We start from the raw sequence: 20299 nt of genomic DNA on the forward strand, positions 1-20299 counted from the left end.
ATCCACCAGATGTCGCTGGTTCGGCAGAGGGCCATGGTCCAGCAGAGGACGCTCCTCACATGCTCGATGTCGTCTCGCTGACACAGCCCGTCGCCGCCGACGATCCCTGCGGGCCGGATCTCGACGCCATCGGAGACGTCCAATATCTCAACTTCTTCGCAAGTGCGGAATCCCTACTGCCGATGTCGTTCTTCGAGGTCGTCAACGCCAACGGAGAGCGCGGACGTTTCGATCCGAAGACGGTCGATTTTGCCGGCCAGTTTGCCGCCGCGCAGCCCCTTCTGGCGCGCACCCGCGATCTGCGCCTGAACATGCTGCTGGCGAAGTTTTCCATCCTCAACCGCGATCTCGACGGCTTTCTCAGCTGCCTGAAGGCGACCAACTTGCTGCTACGCGAGCAGTGGGAGGCGGTGCATCCGAGGGGCGAGGACGGCGACTATGCGCTACGCGCCGTCACGGTCGAAGCGATCGACGTGTTTCCGACCGTGATCAACCCGCTCCAGTTCCTTCCGCTGATCGAGAACCGCAGGCACGGCAGCCTCAACTACCGTGCCTACCAGATTGCCAAGGGCGAAATTCCCGCCGGTGACGCCGACGTCGACGGACCCGATCTCGCGACCATCGAGCGCATCGTCAGCGAGACGGACCTCGACACTCTCAAGACCGCCAGCGCGCGGTGCTCCGCGGTCGCCGCTGAAATCGCAGGGATCAAGGCGACCTGGCACGAAAAGTTGAACTCGGGGCACCCCATCAGCCTGGACAGGCTCTCCGGCCTGGTAAACGGCATGGCCGCCTGGCTTTCGGGTCTTGTCACGGCGCGAGATCCGGCCGCGATCGCCGCACCTGCGGAAGATGCCGCTTCCGTCGAAGCGCAAGCGCCGCTGGACACGACCGGCGCGCTGGCCTCGTCGGCGCAGGCCTCCGCAGCGCTTGCCGCGGCAGCCGACTATTTTTCTCGAATGGAACCATCCAACCCGGCGCTGTTGCTGGTGCGTCAGGCGCAGGAGATGGTTGGCAAATCGTTCATCGAGGTGATGCGGATGCTGGTGCCCTCCCACGTGGAGAGCGCTGCGATCAACATCGGGCGCGACAAGGTCTTCGACCTGCCGATCGAACGGATGGCGGAGCTTGCCACCTCGCACTCATCCACGAACGAGGTCGGCGCTCAAGATATTGTTTTTTCAGTAGAAAATAGGTCGCAGGCCTTGGGCCTGCTGGCGAAGGTGGCGTCGTTTTTCCGAGCCGCGGAGCCGTCCAGCCCGATCCCGTTTTTAGTCGATCGCGCGCGCGATCTTGCACAACGAGACTTCCTCAGCCTTTTGAATGATGTCCTGCCCGAGGGCGCGCTGAAGACAATCGACAAATCGCATTGAACCGGCCTTTCGCCCGCGGGGACTAACTGGACATAAGGAAGCTTTGCCGACCGCAAGTTGAAGCACCTTATCAGCCTGCGTTGCGCAAATCGGATTCCAAAGCGATTTCGTAGAGAGGGAACCATGGCTACGGACAGCGGTCAAAAATTCATTCGGCGAAACCGCGCACCACGCGTGCACATCACCTACGAAGATCCCTATGACGCCGAGCGGCTGATCGAATTGCCGTTCGTCATGGGCGTCCTCTCTGACCTATCCGGCAACAACCCCGGCGTCGAGAAGACGAAGGTCGAGGAACGCAAGTTCCTTGAGTTCGACATGGACAATTTCGACAACCGCATGGCGGCAATCCAGCCCGGCGTGACCGCGCGCGTCGCCAATCGCCTCAGCGATGGATCCGACGAACAGATCTCGGTCAACCTGCGCTTCAACAAGATGGCAGACTTCACGCCGGTGGCCGTCGCCCGCCAGGTGCCGGCTACTGCCAAGCTGCTCGAGGCGCGCGAACAACTCGCCAACCTGCTGCGCTACATGGATGGCAAGGTGGCCGCCGAGGACCAGCTCAAAAAACTTCTCGCCGATCCTCAACTGATGGCGGCGCTTCGGGAACGCGCGACAAGCCAGTCGACCGAACCTGGCACCGAGAGCTAAGGAAGGAATGGGGACCATGGCAAAAGAAGCTGTTCACAAAGAGAGCACCACCCAGGTCAAGACCGTCGAAGCTGACGAGTTTGCCACTCTGCTGAAGCAAAGCTTCAAACCGCGCACTGAACGTGCAGCGACCGAAGTCGAAAACGCGGTATCCACGCTCGTTCAAGAGGCGTTGAAGGACACGAGCGTCATCAAGTCGGACGTCCTCGACACCATCGAGGAGATGATCGCGCGGATCGACCAGAAGCTGACCGCGCAAATGAACGAGATTCTTCACACACCTGAGTTCCAGGCAATCGAAAGTGCTTGGCGCGGCCTCCACTACCTCGTCTTCAATTCCGAGACCGACGCCAACCTCAAGATCCGGGTGATGAACGTCTCCAAGAACGAGTTGTATCGGAATCTGCGGCTTTACCCCGATGCGCGCTGGGACCAGAGTCCCCTGTTCAAGCAGATCTACGAGTATGAATTCGGCCAGCTGGGCGGCGAGCCGTTCGGCTGCCTGATCGGTGACTACTATTTCAGCCACCTCCCAACCGACGTACAGTTGCTCCGCGATCTCAGCAAGATCGCCGGCGCCGCGCACGCTCCCTTCTTCAGCGGCGCCGAGCCGACGCTGATGGGAATGGACTCTTGGACCGAGCTGTCCAACCCTCGCGACATCGGTAAGGTGTTCGACACGCCGGAATATGCCGCATGGAAGGGGCTGCGCGATCAGGACGACTCGCGCTATCTCGGCCTGTGCATGCCCCGCGCGCTCGGCCGCCTCCCCTACGGCGCGAAATCGGAGCCCGTGGAAGCGTTCGCCTTCGAAGAGGAGACGGACGGACACACCGGCGACAAGTACGGCTGGATCAACGCCGCCTACGCAATGGCGGTCAACATCAACCGCGCCTTCAAGGAATTTGGCTGGTGCACGCGCATCCGCGGCGTGCAGTCCGGTGGCGAAGTCATCAACCTGCCGACGCACACATTCCCGACCGATGACGGCGGCGTCGACCTGAAATGCCCGACCGAGATCGCCATCAGTGATCGCCGCGAGCACGAACTTGCAAAGGCGGGCCTCATCCCGCTGATCCATCGCAAGAACACCGACAAGGCCGCCTTCATCGGCGCCCAGTCACTCTACAAGCCGAAGAAGTACTTCGGCGAAAAGGGCGTGGATGCCACCGCATCCGACAACTTGTCGTCACGACTACCTTACATGTTCGCAGTGTCCCGCTTTGCCCACTATCTGAAGTGCATGGTTCGCGACAAGATCGGATCCATGAAGGAGAAGGATGAGCTGACGATCTGGCTGCAAACCTGGATCAACGAATACGTTGATGCCAACCCAGCCCTCTCGTCAGAAGCTCAGAAAGCGCGCAAGCCACTGGCCGCTGCGAAGGTTGAAGTCATCGCAAACGAGGAGAATCCGGGATATTACAACGCGCGCTTCTTTCTTCGTCCACACTTTCAGTTGGAGGCGATGGACGTCGGCCTCAGCCTGGTTTCACGCCTACCCGGCCCCGGTTCCTGACGCCGCAACATCGCAACCGTAACCACGCAGAAATTTGAGAGGACTACGCCATGGCTGTCGACATCTTCTTGAAACTCGATCCGATCAAGGGCGAGTCGCTGGACGACAAGCACAAGGACGAAATCGATATTTTGAGCTGGTCTTTCGGCGAGAGCCAGTCAGGCACTTTCCACAGCGGTTCGGGCGGCGGCGCCGGCAAGGTCAGCGTCCAGGATCTCCACTTTACGCACTTCGTTGACAAGGCCACGCCGGAGCTTTTCAAGGTCTGCGCGAACGGCAAGCATATTGATACGGCGATCCTCACCGTCCGCAAGGCGGGTGAAAATCCGCTGGAGTATCTCAAGATCGAGATGAAGCACATTTTGGTCACCAGTGTATCGACCGGCGGATCGCACGGCGAAGATCGCCTCACCGAAAACGTCAGCCTGAACTTCGCGAAGGTCAAGATGACCTACAAGACCCAGACGGACAAAGGCGGCGCTGGAGCTGCGCCGGTGTTTGGTTGGGACGTTCCCGCCAACAAGGAATGGGCCTGATCGTCGGCCCCTCACTTGGCGCCGGTTGCGATTAGCGCGAACCGGCGCCAGGCGACGCAATTGCGGTCGCACGTCTCGGCGGACCCGATTGTGGGCCCGACCGCCTGTCGAGGCGACATCATCTTGGAGACCAGCTGATGCGCCGCGGAATAGAATAGCGAGTCGGGCAGCCATCTTGGGGACCGTAAATGACTATTGCTCCAAAGAGGGACCGGCTTTCTCCTCCATTGATGCTGGCCTTTCGCTCGGCTCATGAAGCACGCGATGCGCGCAAGAAGCTCAATCTGCGCGATGAGTTCGGTGAGCGGATCATTGCCGGGCGGCGCAGCGCAGGCCGCTTTCCGATCTCGGAAACGTTGTTGCGGCGGGAGGTCTCCCATGACCTTGAAACGCTCCTCAATACCATTGCTCTGGAATCGACCTTGGATCTGAGCGGGCGGGATAGCGTTCGAACCTCGATCCTGAACTACGGCTTCCCCGATATCGCCCACCGTTCGATCGACGAGGTCACGGACGACGAACTCACCGACGCCCTGCGCGAGACTCTGACGACGTACGAGCCAAGACTCGATCGCAAGACGATCCGGGTCCGTCGCGACGGCTCGGTCGGTCCTGAGCAGCTGAAGCTGCGCTTCATCGTTCACGCCGACCTCAAGGCTGAACCGCTCAACGTCCCCGTGGAATTTGTCGCCGACGTCGACCTCGACAGCGGCGATATCCAAATCAATCGACTTTAGCATGAATCGCGAATTCCTCGATTTCTACAATCGTGAACTGTCATTGCTGTACGAGCAGGCGGGAGATTTCGCCGAAGAATATCCTGGTATCGCAGAGCGCCTCGGCGGCCTCATCCGGGACCGCTCGGACCCGATGATCACTGGACTGTTGGAAGGCGCCGCGTTTCTTGCCGCCCGCGTTCAGCTCAAGCTCAAGCACGAATTCCCGGAGTTCACTGCAAACCTGTTTGAGCAGCTGGTACCGAACTATCTTGCGCCCACACCGTCGGCGATGCTCGTCACGGCACGGCCACCCTACGCCGACCCGGCGCTGCGCGACGGCAAGAAGATTGTACGCGGCGCCTATTTCGACGCGACCTACCGCGAGAGAGAACGAAGTCTTTCCTGCCGATTTCGACTTTGCCGCGACATCGTGCTCTGGCCGTTCGACGTCACCAGCGCAGAGTATTTCCCGACAGCGGGCACTCTGCAGGCGCTCGGGATCCCGGTCGGTGGCGACGTCATCGCGGGGCTGAAGCTGTCGCTGACCCATCGTACCGCAGCCCGGCTCGACGAGGAACTACCGGACGCAGAGGCCCGAGCCAAGCCGGAAACCTGGTTCGCAGGCTGCCGCGTGAGCGAACTTCCGATCTACCTCTCAGGCGCGGAATCCGACGCCATCGCGCTCTACGAGCAATTGATCTCGAATTGCAAAGGAGTCTACTTCCGGCATCTCGACGACTTCGGCGATCCGGTGGTGACTCGTGCGCCCCATGATTGCGTGCAGCAAATTGGCTTCGACGAAAACGAGTCTCTGTTTCCTAACGACAATCGGATCTTTCGCGGCTCGGAGCTGCTGCGAGACTATTTCATGTTTCCACGCAAGTTCCTCGGCATAAACCTGACGGGACTACGCAGCGTGATGTCGCGACTGCGCAGCAAATCGATCGATATTGTCTTCGCTTTCGATGAACACAATTCGCGGCTGGCCGCCTCGGTGCGCCCCGAGACCTTCAGGCTCTATACTGCACCGGCGATCAATCTGTTCGAGAAGACGAGCGATCGCATTCCTGTCAAGTCGAATACTTACGAGTACCATGTGGTGCCAGATCGCAGCCGCTATCTGGAATACGAACCGCACCGGGTGCTCGAGGTCTACGCGCACCTGCCGGCAGAGAAGGATAAACGGCCCGTGCGCCCGCTATATTCGGCCGCCGTCGACCGAACCGGCGGATCGGTCGACGGGCTTTATTTTACCGTCCGCCGCTTACCTCGGCGCCGCACAGTGGAAGAGAAGACATACGGTTCATCCTCCGACTACACCGGAACGGACATGTTCCTCTCACTGCTCGAGCCCGGTGAATTGAGCGGCCAAGGCTCCGTCGCCGAACTGAGCGTCCGGGCTCTCTGCTCCAATCGCCATCTCACCGAGCACCTACCGGTCGGCCAAGGCGGCGCCGACTTTCGTCTGCTTGACGATACCTCCCTTGATCTGATGTGCGTCGCTGGTCCCACGCCACCACGCGAGCCGGTGGTCGCCCAACTGCGCAGCCGCAGCGAAATCGCCAACAGTGGGATTGTCAGCTGGCGGCTGATCAATATGCTCAGCCTCAACTATCTTGGCCTCGTCGAACGCGGTGGCGGCAAGAACGCCGGAGCGCTGCGCGAGATGCTGTCCTTGTTCGCCGATCAGTTCGACGACGCCACGGAGCGCAAGATTCGCGGCGTGCGCAGCATAGAAAGCCGACCTGTCGTGCGTCGCGTGCGCGAGCGCACGGGTAGCGGTGCAGCACGGGGCCTGGAGATTACCGTTACGCTCGACGAGAAGGCATTTGAGGGCAGCGGCGTGTTTTTGCTCGGGGCAGTGCTGGAACGCTTCTTCGCCGACTATTCGGGCTTCAACACCTTCACTCAGACGGTCATCTCGACGCCGGAGCGCGGCGAGATCATGCGGTGGCCACCGCGCATGGGCACGCGGAGACCGCTATGACGCTGATCGACCAGATGAAGGCCGAGCCCTGGCGCTTCGATTTCTTCCATACGTTACGCCAGTTCGAGCGTGCCAACCCGGATCGACCGCGGATCGGCGACAGTGCCGCGCGTCGCGACGAATATATCGACCTCGGCCAGGTGCCTTATCTGGAGTTCCCCGCCTCGAACCTCGCGGCGGTGGACGACCAGAGTGGCCGGCTCAGGATACTCGTCAAATTTCTCGGCCTCCTGGGCCCGCAGGGCGCCCTGCCCCTTGCCACCACCGATGAAAGCCTCAGCTGGTGGCTGATGCGGGATGACGCCTTCCCCCGCTTTCTCGACCTCCTCAACGGACGCTTCCTGCAACTCTTCTTTCGTGCCTGGGCCGACGCGCGCCCGATCGCGCAGCATGACCGCCCGGCGGACGATCGCTTCATTGCCTATGTCGGCTCCTTCGCCGGCTTGGGCTCCGATGTTTTCGCCGATCGCGATGCGGTTCCGGACATGGCGAAGCTCAGCTTCGCTGGACTGGTAGCGCCCAGGGCGAAGTGTGCATCACGGTTGACGCGGTTCCTGCAAGGACTGTTCGACGTCAAGGTCGAGATCGACGAATTCGTCGGCACCTGGCTCTCGTTCGACCCAAGTCACTGCAGCCGGCTCGGCGGAACGCATGCGAAGCTCGGCCAGGACGCCCTTCTCGGCTCGCGTGTGTTCAGCGTCGAGGACAAGATCAGAGTTCGAGTGTTTGTCAAAACTTTTGCCCAGTACGAGCAGTTCCTGCCGACGGAAACGCCCAACCTGTCGGAACCGTTGGCCGACGCTGTTTTCTTCTATGTTGGCGACGAATTGGAATGGGAGGTGGAGCTCGCCATTCCTGCGGGAGAGGTCGTACCGGTCAGGCTGGGACAGAGTGGACGACTTGGATGGACCACCTGGGTCTCGCCGAACTGGACTTCAACGGAAGAATATCGCCGCGATGCCCGCTTTCAGCTCGGTGAGCGATTGAGAGCCCGCCGGAGCGCCGCAGCCAATGCCGCGGCGATTTGAACCTATCCACCGCGCTGATCGCCTAATGCTATGGAATTTGAAGCGATTTCCGCATGATGGCAAGCATCCGCGGAGAAATTGAGCAGGAGGAGCCGCCGTGACCGACATCAGCATTGAAGCTGTAACGGGCAAGCTGAACCGGGCCGGCTATGATGCCTTCATACAGGCCCTGCGCCACGCAAAGAGCGCCGGCAATCGCAACGTCGAGCTTGCGCACTGGCTGTTTCATATCCTGCAGCAGGAGCGCAACGATCTCAGCCTCTCGGTCGATCACTACAAGCTCGACCGGGCGCGCTTGTTGTCGGACCTTGCCGGCGTGATCAACGGTTTTCGTAAGAACGAAACCGACATGCCGGGTGTCGCCAATTCGGTCATCGATCTGCTCGATCGGGGCTGGCATTATGCCACGCTCTTCTTCGGCGAGACCCAGATCCGCACCGGTCATCTGCTCGTGGCGGGCCTGAAATCGAACGATATTCGTCGCACGCTGAACAACCTCTCGCAGGAATTTGCCAAGGTCAACGTCGACGCACTGGCTGCGGAGCGCCGCGTCGTCTGGGCCGGCTCCGACGAGGAGACCATGCGGCCGATGGACGGTTCGGGCCTGGTCGGCGCCGGCACTGAAGGCGCGGACCACGCGGGTCCCAAGGGGACGACGCCGCTCGACCGGTTCTCCCAGGATCTCACCGCCAAGGCCAAATCGGGCGAGATGGATCCGATCCTTGGCCGGGACGAAGAAATCCGCCAACTGATCGACGTGTTGATGCGTCGGCGGCAGAACAATCCAATCCTCACCGGCGAAGCTGGCGTCGGCAAGACCGCAGTTGTTGAGGGCTTCGCGCAGCGTATCGCCGTCGGCGACGTGCCGCCGCCGCTCCGCGGTGTAAGGCTTTGTGCGCTCGACATCGGCCTAATGCAGGCTGGTGCCTCCATGAAGGGTGAGTTTGAGCAGCGCTTGAGGTCGGTGATCGACGAGGTCCAGAGCTCACCCACCCCCATCATCCTGTTCATCGATGAAGCCCACACACTGATCGGCGCCGGCGGCGCGGCCGGCACCGGTGATGCGGCCAATCTCCTGAAACCTCCCCTCGCCCGTGGCACGCTGCGCACGATCGCCGCCACCACGTGGGCAGAATATCGCCAGTATATCGAGAAAGATCCCGCGCTCACACGACGCTTCCAGCCGATCCAGATCGATGAACCGGACGTGGAGACCTGCTGTATCATGCTGCGCGGACTTCTCGGTCCGATGGAAAAGCACCACGGCGTTCGCATCTCGGATGCAGCGATCGTCGCAGCGGTCAACCTGTCCCACCGCTACATTCCTTCACGGCAGTTGCCGGACAAGGCGGTCAGCCTGCTTGACACCGCCTCGGCACGCGTGGCCATCAGCCAGAGCGCGACGCCGGCCCTGATCGAGGATGCACGCGTTGCGATTGCCGCTCGTGAAGCTGAGCGATCAGCGCTCGTCAGCGACGGCGATCTTGGGATTGAGGAGAGCGACCGCATCACGGCGATCGACAACGACATCGCGGCGCTGAAGGACAAGCTGACAAACCTCGAATCCGATTGGGCCACAGAGCAGGAGCTCGTCAAGGACATCCGGAGCATTCGGGAGATCCTGTCAGAGCCCAAGGAAGGCGAAGATCCGGCTGTCAGCCGCGCGGAGCTGCGCGCCAAGTTCGACACACTTGAGAGCATCAATCCGGAAAAGCGGATGGTCTATGCCCATGTGGACCAGCAGTCGGTGGCGTCCGTTGTCTCTGATTGGACTGGCATCCCGGTCGGCCGGATGATGCGCGACGAGATCGAAACCGTGCTGAAGCTACCGGAGATCCTCAACCGCCGCGTCGTCGGCCAGTCCCATGGGCTGACGATGATCGCCAAGCGAATTGAGACCAGCCGCGCCAAGCTTGACAACCCGTCGAAACCGATCGGCGTGTTCATGCTGGCTGGTCCGTCCGGAGTGGGCAAGACCGAAACCGCCCTGGCGCTTGCCGAGACTCTTTACGGTGGCGAGCAGAACATGATCACGATTAACATGTCGGAGTTCCAGGAGGCGCACACCGTCTCGACCTTGAAGGGAGCGCCTCCCGGTTATGTGGGCTATGGAGAAGGTGGACGCCTCACCGAGGCTGTCCGGCGCAAGCCCTATAGCGTCATTCTGCTCGACGAGGTGGAGAAAGCTCATCCCGACGTCCACGAGATCTTCTTTCAGGTGTTCGACAAGGGAACCATGGAGGACGGCAACGGGCGGCGGATCGACTTCAAGAACACGTTGATCATCCTGACCACCAACGTCGGCACCGATCTGATCATGGGCCTCTCGCGAGATCCAAAGTATCGCAGCGAGCCGGAAGAGCTCGCCAAGATGCTGAGGCCGGAATTGCTGAAGGCGTTTCCTGCAGCGCTGCTCGGACGCATCGTCTCGATACCGTACTTCCCGCTATCCGACGAAATGCTCGCCGGGATCGCTCGGTTGCAGCTCGACCGGATCGGACGACGCCTCCGTGACAACCATAACGCGGCCTTCAGCTACGATGACGCCGTCGTGGAGCATATTGTGTCACGTTGCAACGACCCGGACTCCGGCGGGCGAATGATTGACAACATCATCACCAACACCCTGCTCCCGGAGCTGTCGCGCGAATTCCTCAGCAAGTCGCTTGCCAAAGAAGAAGTCAAGCAAGCGCGGGTCTCGATCGAGAACGACAAGTTCGCATATTCGTGGAATTGAGGACGATGAACATTCAAACCGAGCATCGCCACCCGAGCACCGGTCCCACGCCATACGACGAGGTCTACTACCCTGGCCACGTCTACGGGCTCACTCATCCGAACCATCTCGCTACCATTGCTGCCGTCTACGGCATGCAGGCGGCTCCGGTCGAGCGTTGCCGGGTGCTCGAGCTTGGCTGCGGCGTTGGCGGCAACCTGTTGCCGATGGCCTTTCAATATCCAAACAGCGAATTCGTCGGTGTCGACCTGAGCGGCGTGACGATCGAGCGCGGCCAGCGAAATATCGCCACATTGGGCCTGAGCAATATCAAGCTCCTCCATTGCGACATCATGAACGTCGACGCGAGCTTCGGGCAGTTCGACTACATCATCGCACACGGTGTGTATTCCTGGGTGCCGCTTGCGGTGCGCGAGAGGATGATGATGATCTTCAAGCAGAACCTGGCTCCGCGCGGGGTCTGCTACGTCAGCTACAATGCGCACCCGTTCTCGCATCTTCGCGACATGGTCCGCGACATGATGCGGTATCACACCCGCCGCCTCACCGACATGAAGGAGAAGGTAGGACAGGCCCGCGCGATCTTGAAGTTCCTGAGCGAGGGCTCGAAGGCCAACTCGGTGCACGGCGCAGTTATGCGCGACCAGTACAACCGCGTCCTCAAGTCCCCCGACGAACTTTTATTTCACGACGATCTCGATGATGGTGCCGAGGCATTTCTGCTGCATGAGGTCGCCGAAGACGCAAACCGCCATGGCCTGCAATATCTGGGCGACGCCGATTTCTCACGACGCTATCTTGCCGGCTATTCCGAGGAGGTTCGCGCAACGCTGCAGCGCTTCCCGGAAAGCGAGTTCATGGCGCGCGATCAATATCAGGACTTCATCGACGGCAACGGCTTTCGGCGCACCTTGCTCTGCCACGACAGCATTGCGCTATCCCGCCAGATCGACCTCGATTTCGTCACCAGGTTCCATTTGCTGAGCACGACCAACCCGGTCCATCCCGACGCCTGCGTGACTGACGATTCCACGGTAGAATTCGAGAATCAGGACGGCAGCAGGGTCACGGTAACCAATCCGGTCTTGAAGGCTGCGTATCTATGTCTCGGCCGGGCCTGGCCGCGAGCATTATCATTTGGCGAGCTGCTCGATGGCGCCCGCGCGCTGCTGGGCGGCCGACACGCGGATGATGACGAAAAAGTGCTGACGGAGGCAATGTTCATCCTGGCTTGCAGCGGCGAGGTTTCGTTCCTGCTCTCGCGCCCATTTCTGTTGAAGGAAGCTACCGAGCATCCGCAGGCGAGCCTGCTCGCACGAAGACAAGCGCAAACAGGTCCGCTCGTCACCAACCTCCTCCACCAGACGGTACAGTTGGAGGACGACCGGACCAGGGATTTCCTGCAATTGCTCGACGGTGCGCGGACCATCGATCAAATCACGGCCGAAATGACCGAAAGATTCGGCCCGACCATCCAGGTAGACCAGAAGGATAGTGCCGGGAAGCCTGCCGAGCCGTTGTTGCTGTCAACGCGAGAAAGCGTTCAACGCTCGCTTGCGATGGTCGGCAAGCTGGGCCTGCTGGTCGCGTGACGCGCTCAAGTGCATCGGCTCCGTTGGCGATGAACGGCAGGAGTTGGAAGCTCCTGCCATTTCCTGAAACGGATGCGGCCCCTGGCACTCTAGCCGTCGTGGGTATATTGCTGGCCGAGGAGCCATCCCGTGAGAATACCGCCTGGTCCGCTCGTATAGACCGGATCAAAGCCAACACCTGCGCGCAGCATCTTCCATTCATGCTCGCCGACCCAGGGAATCCCGGGATCGCCCTTCTGATACTGGGACAGGAGCGTTCGGGCGACCTCTGCGGCATTGGCGTAGATCGGCCCGTTGGCCCAGCGAGGGCGGGGCAGGCCTGTCATGCGGCAATAGAGCGCCGTGCAGACGTAGGCAGACGCCTCTTCCGCATTGGCATCAAGGCCGGTGCGCAACAGATCGTATGCCGCATGCAGGCTCTCGTGGACGATATAGGCCTCATCCAGCCGCCCCGTCGCCGACACCACCTCCAGCGTATTGGCGGCCACCGCTGTGCCGTCGGCTCGGGTTCGCGCGACATCGTTATATTGCGCAGCAACACCCGCTGCGAGATCGGTCGGAGCCGCGACGGTGACCTGCCCCAACCGGATCGCCCGGGCAACGTGATGAAACGTTTGCGGCGCAATCGTCACGTGGCTGCCGCGGATCGGAAACCGGAAGCGCATGCGTGCAACCGCCGGGCCATTGAGTACGTCCAATACCCTGCTCCGCAGTGACATTTGATCGTCCTCGCTGTTCACACTACCCCACGGATGGTGGTCGCCGTTTCCGATCGGCAGGTTCAAACACTGCGCTGGCGCGACATGAATTCGAATGACCTGGGCCGGGCGCCAGCTTCATGGAACGAGCCGGCATTGAACCCGAACCCGTTCGGGCGAGACCAATCTGAGGCAAGGATTACCTCGGAGGGCGCCCCATGACGACGACCGATCCGACGACGACCGACACTTACCGGAAGATCGCGGCACGACTGACCATGCTGCGGCCGCAGATCGATTTGAAGAATTATTTTGCCGGCCCCAACCCGGATGTGCGCCTTTATGACGAGAAGCCCTACATCCGACACCAACTCGAGAAGTATGGTGTCGCTGCCGCGACGACCACGCTCGACGGCGTCACCTTCCTGCCCAAGGACTGGGAAGAGCTGATCAAGAAGCTGCGCATTGCCAAGACGACGGACGGATTCGACGCATTCGCCGAAGGGCAAAGCCCGGAGAAGGCGTCGCATTGGGCCCTCGATCTGTCGATGGCGGCAACGATCGGCAAGGGGTTTCGGGAGATCTGGCGCCCAAAGCTGTCCGACAAGCCACTCTCAACGCGGGATCTCCCGGGCCGGCACGGCTTCGGGCTCGGACGCGACCGCGGACAATGGAGCGATGCCTACAGCTCGCAATTCGGCAAAGACCCGCAGCCCCAAGACATCACCTCGCTGCATTTCGCAGTAGCACCTGATCGGGTGAACGTGCACATCGACGAAACAGGCTTCGTGTTCGAGGGCGTGGACGGGGCCCTTACGGTCGGGCCGAACTTCGTGCATCACGCCGGCAATGAGCTGTTCTGGAAGAGCAACAAGCATATACCGCAATGGGCCGCAGAGCACATCGATCTGATCCTGCCGAACAGCGCGAACGACTTTTCGCGCGTGGGCATTTCGGTCGACATGTACCAGCGCAAGGACTTGCGCGTTACGGTCACCGGCTCCTGCGGAATTTTCGGCGGCTTCGAGTGCTCGGGAACGGTGAGCATCAGCGGGACGCATGATCTGCTCGGATCGAAGCCAAAAGGCAGGCGCTAAAGCGGGCATTGCTCGTTCGACATTGCTCCGTGTCTACGCCTCCAAGCTACGAATGAGGCTCCTCGATTTGCCACTGCCAGTTCGTGGCCCGAATGAATGGAACTATCGAACCGCCTCGAGGTAGCGGCGACCAGGATATGGGTGGCGAGAACGCGTAGTTCCGAAGGAACCAGCAGGGGAGGTCTCACATTGCCGAACCAGGAAAGGCCCTTGAAGCCTGTCGTCGAAAGCTATGTACCGCCAGCAGGAATCCGGCATGCGGTGACGGCAGGCGAGACCTGGATATCCCTCGCCAAGCGGATCGGCATCGACCCCTGGGACCTCATCGAGTTCAATTTTCCGGGCATCAAGCTCGTCAAACAGCGCGATTTCCAACAAGCCACACGGCAGGTGAACTGGTACCTGGCCGAGTATGTAGGCTGCCGCGCGATGTCGCCCGACCGCCAGAATTTTGCGTTTTCTTCCGGTACGACCGGCGGGAAAGGTGGATGGCGAGGGGGATTCATCTATCTGCCGCCAGGTACGCCGCCTCCCCCGCCGATAGCGCCCACGCCACCGGTTGCGCCCACCCCAGCGGCTCCGACCCCGCCCGAATGTGAAGGAAGCCGACCCGACTTCGCACGCGTGCTGGACGTCAGCGAACGGGATTTCGCGCGCAACGTCTTTGGCCCGACGTTGCCGCCGTGGGAGACAATCGCGATTACCAATGGCCTGGGAGCAGGCGGAAGACCGTGGACGAACGATGGACCGTTCTTTAGAGGAAGCAATCCCATGGTGCCGAGCATGCGGTATGCCATCAATCTTGGCAATGTCGCGTTCAGTAGTCTGGCATCGCCTAGCCCCACCTTCGGCCTCTTGTGCGACGACTTCGGTCGCATTTGCGACCTCTTCGTGCACGAAATGACCCACGTGTGGCAGGCGTTCAACGATTCAAACTGGACAATGGCGCGCTCTTTCTGGGCGCAGACGGTCGGTGCCGGCTACGACTACACGCCCGGGGATAGCTGGGACTCATACAACGTCGAACAACAGGCACACATCGTCGAAGATTGGCACAAGTACAAGATCAGTTCTCCGATGCTTGCCGAAGAACGGTATCCGTATGTCCGGCTCGTGATCCGCTCTGGACGCCTCACTTTTCCTCGCGGGCTGGATCTGGTGGCATTGAAAAAGGACCTTCAAGATCTGCGCGCAAGGCACCTGGACTAGAATCCGCTGCAAAGGAGTGGTCGGGAGTCTACTTAATGATGCACCAACACGCCGAGAATTCGACGCGGTGCGATAGCGCATTCTTCCTCTCGAGAGCATTTTTCTTCCTCTCGAGAGCATTTTTCCGACTTGTCCAGCGTGCTGGTCAGCTTCGCAGCGCAAGCACACGGAGAAGAATTGCGCGGCCGCCATGCGACAGGCGATCGTGAAACAGTTCGGAGAGCCGGTCTCCACGCTTCCGCACCGAGAACCTCTTCCGGAGCTCATGGGCGCGAGACAGCGAGCAATAGAGAAAATCACGACGTAGCCGGCGCAGGCGGCTGCCATAACCTCTAACATCGGTGCTCGCGTAGGCCTCCATCAGGGTGCGTATCAAATAGTCATCGCTCGGATCAACATAAGCTTCGTGGGAAACGCTCGATGATCGCATGGACACGGGTTCATCGCTCGACAGAAATAAGTTCCTGCGGATCAGCCCATCCGATACGCCGGTCGCCTCTTTAGCGAACTTTCCATAGTTCACGAAAGGCAGCGCAGCGAGTTGCCGGCGCAGATTTTCGAGCGTCGCCGACGGGATCCGGACGCCGTTGCCCGCGCTGGTGTCGAGCTTGTTGGCGCGCACCGTGGCGTAGAGGTCGCCCCAGAATTTGTCCCAGGGGGCGGTGCCGTTGCGGTTAGACGACGGATTCCTGCGAACGCTATATGTCGTTTGAGTGAGGTAGGCCGCCAGTTCGCCCATGTGGCGCGTAACAGTGCCGTCAGGATCATAGACGTCGATCATGGCGTGGACGCATTCATGCAGGAGCAGCGCCCGATCGCTATCATTTGCGGGAGGCGACTTCTTCTGCGTCAACAGAATATCCGTGGCCTGATCGTAGAAGGCGAGATCCTGAGTGCCGCCCTTCACCAATATATTACCGGCACGAATGTGATCGCGAACTGTCGTCAAGTATTCGCCCTTGATATGGATCTTGTCGACGTAAAACTCGATGCCAAGCGCAACCGAGTCACTGAGTGTGTCCAGGACGTCGCCTTCGGTCAGTGGCATGACCTACCTTCCTTGCGTGGTTGGGCAATAGTCGTCCGGCTAGGCTCCGGCAAAAGAAACGGCAGGTTACTCCTAACTGGACTTCGGTCGGTGTAGTCGGGAAGATTTGCCAGGATCTCCTTCACGTGCGGCCCGCATCCAACCGGGAGCGTATGATGCTCCCCGATGAAAATCGGCAGTTGTGTTGCTGCGTTTCCTTGTGTCGTTAACGCCAGGCATGGTTCCGTCGAAGAGCAGGCGGCACACATCGCCAGTATACCTAATGAACCGCAACTCGTCATCGGTGGTCTTCATGATGCGCCCGCCGTGGCTCGCAATCGTTGCGTCTACGACGTCTTGGCAGACGGTTTTCTGCGTCGCTAGCGCGCCGCGCCCGTCACCGCCATAAGGCGTGAATAGCTAGCGACAGCCGCTGTCAGAATAGCCTCCACTCGACGTACAACTCGCTCGCCCTCGCAGCCGCAAACGAAGTCAAGACCGCAAAATCGACGCCAGCACATTGCCCCGCATGGCTAATTTCCAGTATGTTGCTGGCTCAACCGGCGAGCAATGATCACGGATGGTTATCCCCGGCGCGGTGGTCCGGGCGCGACACTATCGTGACTTAAGGTTTGGGAAAGCTATGGCAAGCTTCGCTCAGTTCCTGCAGGATTCTGGTGTGTACGCGGCGCAAAGCTTCATGATCGTTCCTCGGGGAGGCTTCAACTTGGTCTGCCTGCGCGACAGCAAGGACGTTCACCTATCGTATGATCGCGACCGGTTACAGGTTGAGGATGTGCGCTTCGAGCAAGTCGAACGCGTCGCTCAGGAATACATCAACAGTCGCTATGGTAAGCAAGAAAGCCAGGAGCGCGATGATCAATTGCTGCGCCTGCGTACTGGGCTGTATGGCACCGCGCGACTGGATGGCAGTGCGCGCGGCCTCAAGGTCGTTGCCAAAGGTGTCGGTATTCCGGAACTCAAAGCCGCGCGCGGCACCACGGCCATCAAGTTGGAGGTCGCCATTCTGCAGCGCAAAGACTTCACGATCGCGTTCAGATTCCTCAAGCACCTCGATCAGTCAGGCAAAGTCATCAACGCCACGAAATGGACGCCGGATGACGTGCCCTGGTTCCTCACCAGGCTGAACTGGGTCTTCGGGGCTCAGACGAACATCTTTTTCACGCTGGTCGATGCCAAATGGATTACGGTCCAGAAAGCCTTAGGTCCAAAAATCTCGCGGGATGTTTTTCGAAAGGATATCGTACCATTGAAGAGGCGCGGCGCCGATCTCACCTGCTTTCTCGTCGGTGATTATGATGCAATGGATACTGAGGCGGCTGGGGAGTATCTGCCTGATGAGCAGGTATTCGTGGTTGTTGACCAAGGTAATCCACCCGTGTTCGATCTTGGCGAAGCGTTCATTGGTGTAATGGCGCACGAGATCGGGCACTTCTTGCACCACAAACGAAACATGCCCGGGAGTGGACACCATAACCGAAGCGGTATTTTGCTTTCCAGTGGCATGGAAAGCTTGTCCTTGGATAAGCAACTCGTCACCAACTTCAACGCATGGTGAGAGCAATCATTCTCGGCATCCCTTTAGCACGTTGAGGCCGCGCGAGCCCCGCGGTCGTAATCCGTCGGTCATGTCAGCCTGCGATGCCCATTACTGCAACATCGTCTAGGCCACCAATATCGCTGCACGGAGCTCAGATGCGAGTACTGATCGTCGACAATCATCCCATCATCATAGCTGCTTGCCAAGCCTTGTTTGCCGACGAGGCAGGATTCATTGTCACAGGAGCGGCAGATGCGGTAAGTGGATTGGCGTCCTTTATTGCCCGACCTCCTGAGGTCTGCGTCATAGACGCATGGAGCTCGCTCGACAGATCTTTGGAAGAGATGCCGAAGCGCGCATCGCGCTTTCAGGCCCTCGACGACGGCGCGGCGCCCGGCCTGGTGTTGGAGCGGTTGATGCGGTCCATGTCGATCCAGCGCACGAAGCGGATGCGCTTCGCAGCATTTCGGCATTTTGAGCATGGCTCCAGCCGCGCTGACGGAAAGTCCCCCGAGTTCGACCAGGAGCGTTGGCCTGCAGGAACGCCAGGAACACGGCGTGTTCGGCCGTTAGCGTCCGAAATCGTTCACAGGCGACGCTGCCCTTGGCACATCAACTCATGGCTTCGAGCTTGCAAAGACTCTCATAGCTCTCTGCGCGGTCAACGTTCGGATGCGATCGAATGCCCAGTGCGATCGCTTCAATTGGCGGAGCCTAGATTTTTCTTGATCTCCAGGTGCACACGTCATGCACACGCAGCCATCTAACCAATTGAAACTCTTCCACTATCGATCCAATCCATCATGGGGGCGACGGAGAATTTATACTCCATATCAACGACTTAGAGAATTCATTGACCCAATGCAACGGGAAACGACGGAATTTTCCCGTTGAAGATTGAGGCGAAGTCCTGATGTCATGCAGCCGGCTCGCTGTTATCACCGTGGGACGGAAGCGGAAAAACGTGACGATCCAACAGCTGGCTGGTCGAACAGGCTTATCAAGCCATCTCGTCAGCGCTTCATGCACCCTGTTGACGACGCTGTTCCCGGCTCTGGGATTGCCTCCGGGTCTTCCTTTAGTTGGAGCGACGCGCTTCCTGCGGCGACATCCTGCCTGTCTGTTCTGTGCTCGGTTCGAAGGCGGACCTACTGCGCATCGTGCTACCGCGGATGCGCCGGGCGGGACCCTGGCGAGATAGTCGGCCGGCTTGATCTTGTTTGGCATGGGTGCGGAAAATCAGGCGGCTCTCTTCAGGCGCTTGAAGCGCTCCATCCGGAAGGGGGCAGGATCGACACAGGGTGTCGATCCGATCACCAGATCAGCCATCAGCGCGCCCGCACCAGGGCCAAGACCGAAACCGTGACCGGAGAAACCTGTTGCGAGATAGAAGCCCGGAACGGAGCTGACCGGCGCGATCACCGGTACAGCATCGGGCGTAACGTCCATGAGACCAGCCCACATCTTCATGATCTTTGCGTCGCCGAACGCTGGGAAGGCCTCGCGCAGATGGCTCACGCCGCCCTGAACGAATCGCGGCGACGGATCTGGATCGAGAATGCGGACCTGTTCGAAAGGCGTAACCTCGTCACTATTCCAGCGTCGAGCCATCGACAACTCACGAAAGAACTGGCCGCCGATGCGAAGCGTCAGTTCATTCCAGCTCTTGATCAGCGTCGGCGTATAGTCGCAGAACAAGCGGAAGCTGTCCGGCGTGATCGGGGCGATGTTGGCGTTGCGTTGGGCGACGGTAAAGCCGCCGTCCAGGCGGCGACGGAAAGCGAAGTTGCCTGCACCGACGGCAAAATTCGGAACGCCGTCGACCGAGGACAGGCGGACGACGCTGCCAAGGATCTTCAGGACGGGAAGATCGATGCCCAGATTGCCGGCGAAGAGGCGCGACCAGACTCCTCCCGCCAGAACCACGGACGAACAGCGGATCTCACCGCGCTCGGTCACGCAGCCGCTGACCCGGCCCGCCGATCGCTCGATGGAACGGACCGCACAATTGGTGAGGATATGCGCGCCCTTGGCGGCCGCTCCTCGCGCAATCGCCGAAGTCGCAATGAGCGGCTCGGCCTTGCCATCGCTCGGCGTATGCAGCGCGGCGCGAAACGGCTTCGCCATACCCGGCATGAGCTTCTTCAGCGCCTCGCCCCTTACCAAACGGGAATCGAGACCGAGCGGCGCGGCGTGCTTCAACCACTCCTCATACACTGCAACGTCGGCATCCGTGTCGCAGAGATAGGCGATGCCGGCCTGCCGAAAGCCTGTTTCGCCCCCGATGCGGTCGTTCATGCCGCGCCAGATCCGAAGACTTTCAATGGCGAGCGGCAATTCGGCCGGGTCGCGTCCCATCTGGCGTACCCAGCCCCAGTTTCGCGCCGACTGCTCCGCCCCGATCAACCCCTTCTCGCACAAGGCAACGCTAACGCCGCGCTCAACCAGCGAAAGGGCCGTCGACACACCGATGATGCCGCCGCCGATGACGACGACATCCACCTCCGCAGGCAATTCCTGCGGCGCCACAACAAGATCGGGAATGATTCTGGACATGTCGTCCCC

The 20299-nt window shown here is 60.2% G+C and carries 15 protein-coding genes; 12 read left to right on the forward strand and 3 right to left on the reverse strand.

Features of this window, described 5'->3' with window-relative positions; translation table 11 throughout:
- Nucleotides 1-59 precede the first annotated feature (59 nt).
- From XI09_RS45230 to XI09_RS45270, 9 genes are all read left to right on the forward strand, one after another.
- On the forward strand, nucleotides 60-1373 hold the full coding sequence (locus XI09_RS45230; protein ID WP_271572734.1) for a type VI secretion system protein TssA: 1314 nt from the start codon (nucleotides 60-62) through the stop codon (nucleotides 1371-1373).
- Between the two features lie 123 nt (nucleotides 1374-1496).
- Entirely contained in the window at nucleotides 1497-2024 is a 528-nt protein-coding gene (tssB, locus tag XI09_RS45235; protein WP_271572816.1) for a type VI secretion system contractile sheath small subunit, read from the forward strand.
- A 16-nt stretch (nucleotides 2025-2040) separates the two neighbouring features.
- Complete coding sequence (tssC, locus tag XI09_RS45240; protein ID WP_271572735.1) at nucleotides 2041-3543, forward strand: type VI secretion system contractile sheath large subunit; 1503 nt, start codon at nucleotides 2041-2043, stop codon at nucleotides 3541-3543.
- Nucleotides 3544-3593: 50 nt separating this feature from the next.
- Nucleotides 3594-4079, forward strand: a complete 486-nt coding sequence (locus XI09_RS45245) for an Hcp family type VI secretion system effector (RefSeq protein ID WP_271572736.1) — start codon at nucleotides 3594-3596, stop codon at nucleotides 4077-4079.
- A 188-nt stretch (nucleotides 4080-4267) separates the two neighbouring features.
- The gene (tssE, locus tag XI09_RS45250; RefSeq protein ID WP_135172897.1) at nucleotides 4268-4816 is read left to right on the forward strand and encodes a type VI secretion system baseplate subunit TssE; all 549 of its coding nucleotides are present in this window, start codon (nucleotides 4268-4270) and stop codon (nucleotides 4814-4816) included.
- Between the two features lies 1 nt (nucleotide 4817).
- Nucleotides 4818-6785 (forward strand): type VI secretion system baseplate subunit TssF, encoded by a 1968-nt coding sequence (gene tssF / locus XI09_RS45255; RefSeq protein ID WP_271572737.1) that lies wholly within the window; start codon nucleotides 4818-4820, stop codon nucleotides 6783-6785.
- Nucleotides 6749-7813: a type VI secretion system baseplate subunit TssG gene (gene tssG / locus XI09_RS45260; RefSeq protein WP_271572738.1), complete on the forward strand. Its 1065-nt coding sequence runs from the start codon at nucleotides 6749-6751 to the stop codon at nucleotides 7811-7813. The genes tssF and tssG overlap by 37 nt, the downstream gene beginning before the upstream one ends.
- A gap of 97 nt (nucleotides 7814-7910) precedes the next feature.
- The gene (gene tssH / locus XI09_RS45265) at nucleotides 7911-10550 is read left to right on the forward strand and encodes a type VI secretion system ATPase TssH (RefSeq protein ID WP_271572739.1); all 2640 of its coding nucleotides are present in this window, start codon (nucleotides 7911-7913) and stop codon (nucleotides 10548-10550) included.
- Nucleotides 10551-10555: 5 nt separating this feature from the next.
- Nucleotides 10556-12142: a class I SAM-dependent methyltransferase gene (locus XI09_RS45270; RefSeq protein ID WP_271572740.1), complete on the forward strand. Its 1587-nt coding sequence runs from the start codon at nucleotides 10556-10558 to the stop codon at nucleotides 12140-12142.
- 89 nt (nucleotides 12143-12231) lie between these two features.
- Here XI09_RS45270 and XI09_RS45275 read toward each other — a convergent pair whose 3' ends face one another.
- Nucleotides 12232-12927 (reverse strand): hypothetical protein, encoded by a 696-nt coding sequence (locus tag XI09_RS45275; RefSeq protein ID WP_271572741.1) that lies wholly within the window; start codon nucleotides 12925-12927, stop codon nucleotides 12232-12234.
- Between the two features lie 131 nt (nucleotides 12928-13058).
- Between XI09_RS45275 and XI09_RS45280 the strand changes: the two genes are divergently transcribed.
- Together XI09_RS45280 and XI09_RS45285 are read left to right on the forward strand one after the other, a co-directional pair.
- Complete coding sequence (locus XI09_RS45280; protein WP_271572742.1) at nucleotides 13059-13937, forward strand: hypothetical protein; 879 nt, start codon at nucleotides 13059-13061, stop codon at nucleotides 13935-13937.
- Nucleotides 13938-14147: 210 nt separating this feature from the next.
- Nucleotides 14148-15146 (forward strand): hypothetical protein, encoded by a 999-nt coding sequence (locus XI09_RS45285; protein WP_271572743.1) that lies wholly within the window; start codon nucleotides 14148-14150, stop codon nucleotides 15144-15146.
- A 145-nt stretch (nucleotides 15147-15291) separates the two neighbouring features.
- Here XI09_RS45285 and XI09_RS45290 read toward each other — a convergent pair whose 3' ends face one another.
- A complete protein-coding gene (locus tag XI09_RS45290) occupies nucleotides 15292-16194 on the reverse strand; it encodes a hypothetical protein (protein ID WP_271572744.1) in 903 nt (300 codons plus the stop codon).
- 622 nt (nucleotides 16195-16816) lie between these two features.
- Between XI09_RS45290 and XI09_RS45295 the strand changes: the two genes are divergently transcribed.
- Nucleotides 16817-17752: a hypothetical protein gene (locus XI09_RS45295; RefSeq protein ID WP_271572745.1), complete on the forward strand. Its 936-nt coding sequence runs from the start codon at nucleotides 16817-16819 to the stop codon at nucleotides 17750-17752.
- A gap of 1221 nt (nucleotides 17753-18973) precedes the next feature.
- On the opposite strand, the gene XI09_RS45300 is transcribed toward XI09_RS45295, so the two are convergent.
- Nucleotides 18974-20290, reverse strand: coding sequence for an NAD(P)/FAD-dependent oxidoreductase (locus XI09_RS45300; protein ID WP_271572746.1), 1317 nt, complete (start codon nucleotides 20288-20290; stop codon nucleotides 18974-18976).
- Between the last annotated feature and the right edge of the window lie 9 nt (nucleotides 20291-20299).

Source organism: Bradyrhizobium sp. CCBAU 11386, assembly GCF_028128955.1.
Lineage (GTDB): Bacteria > Pseudomonadota > Alphaproteobacteria > Rhizobiales > Xanthobacteraceae > Bradyrhizobium.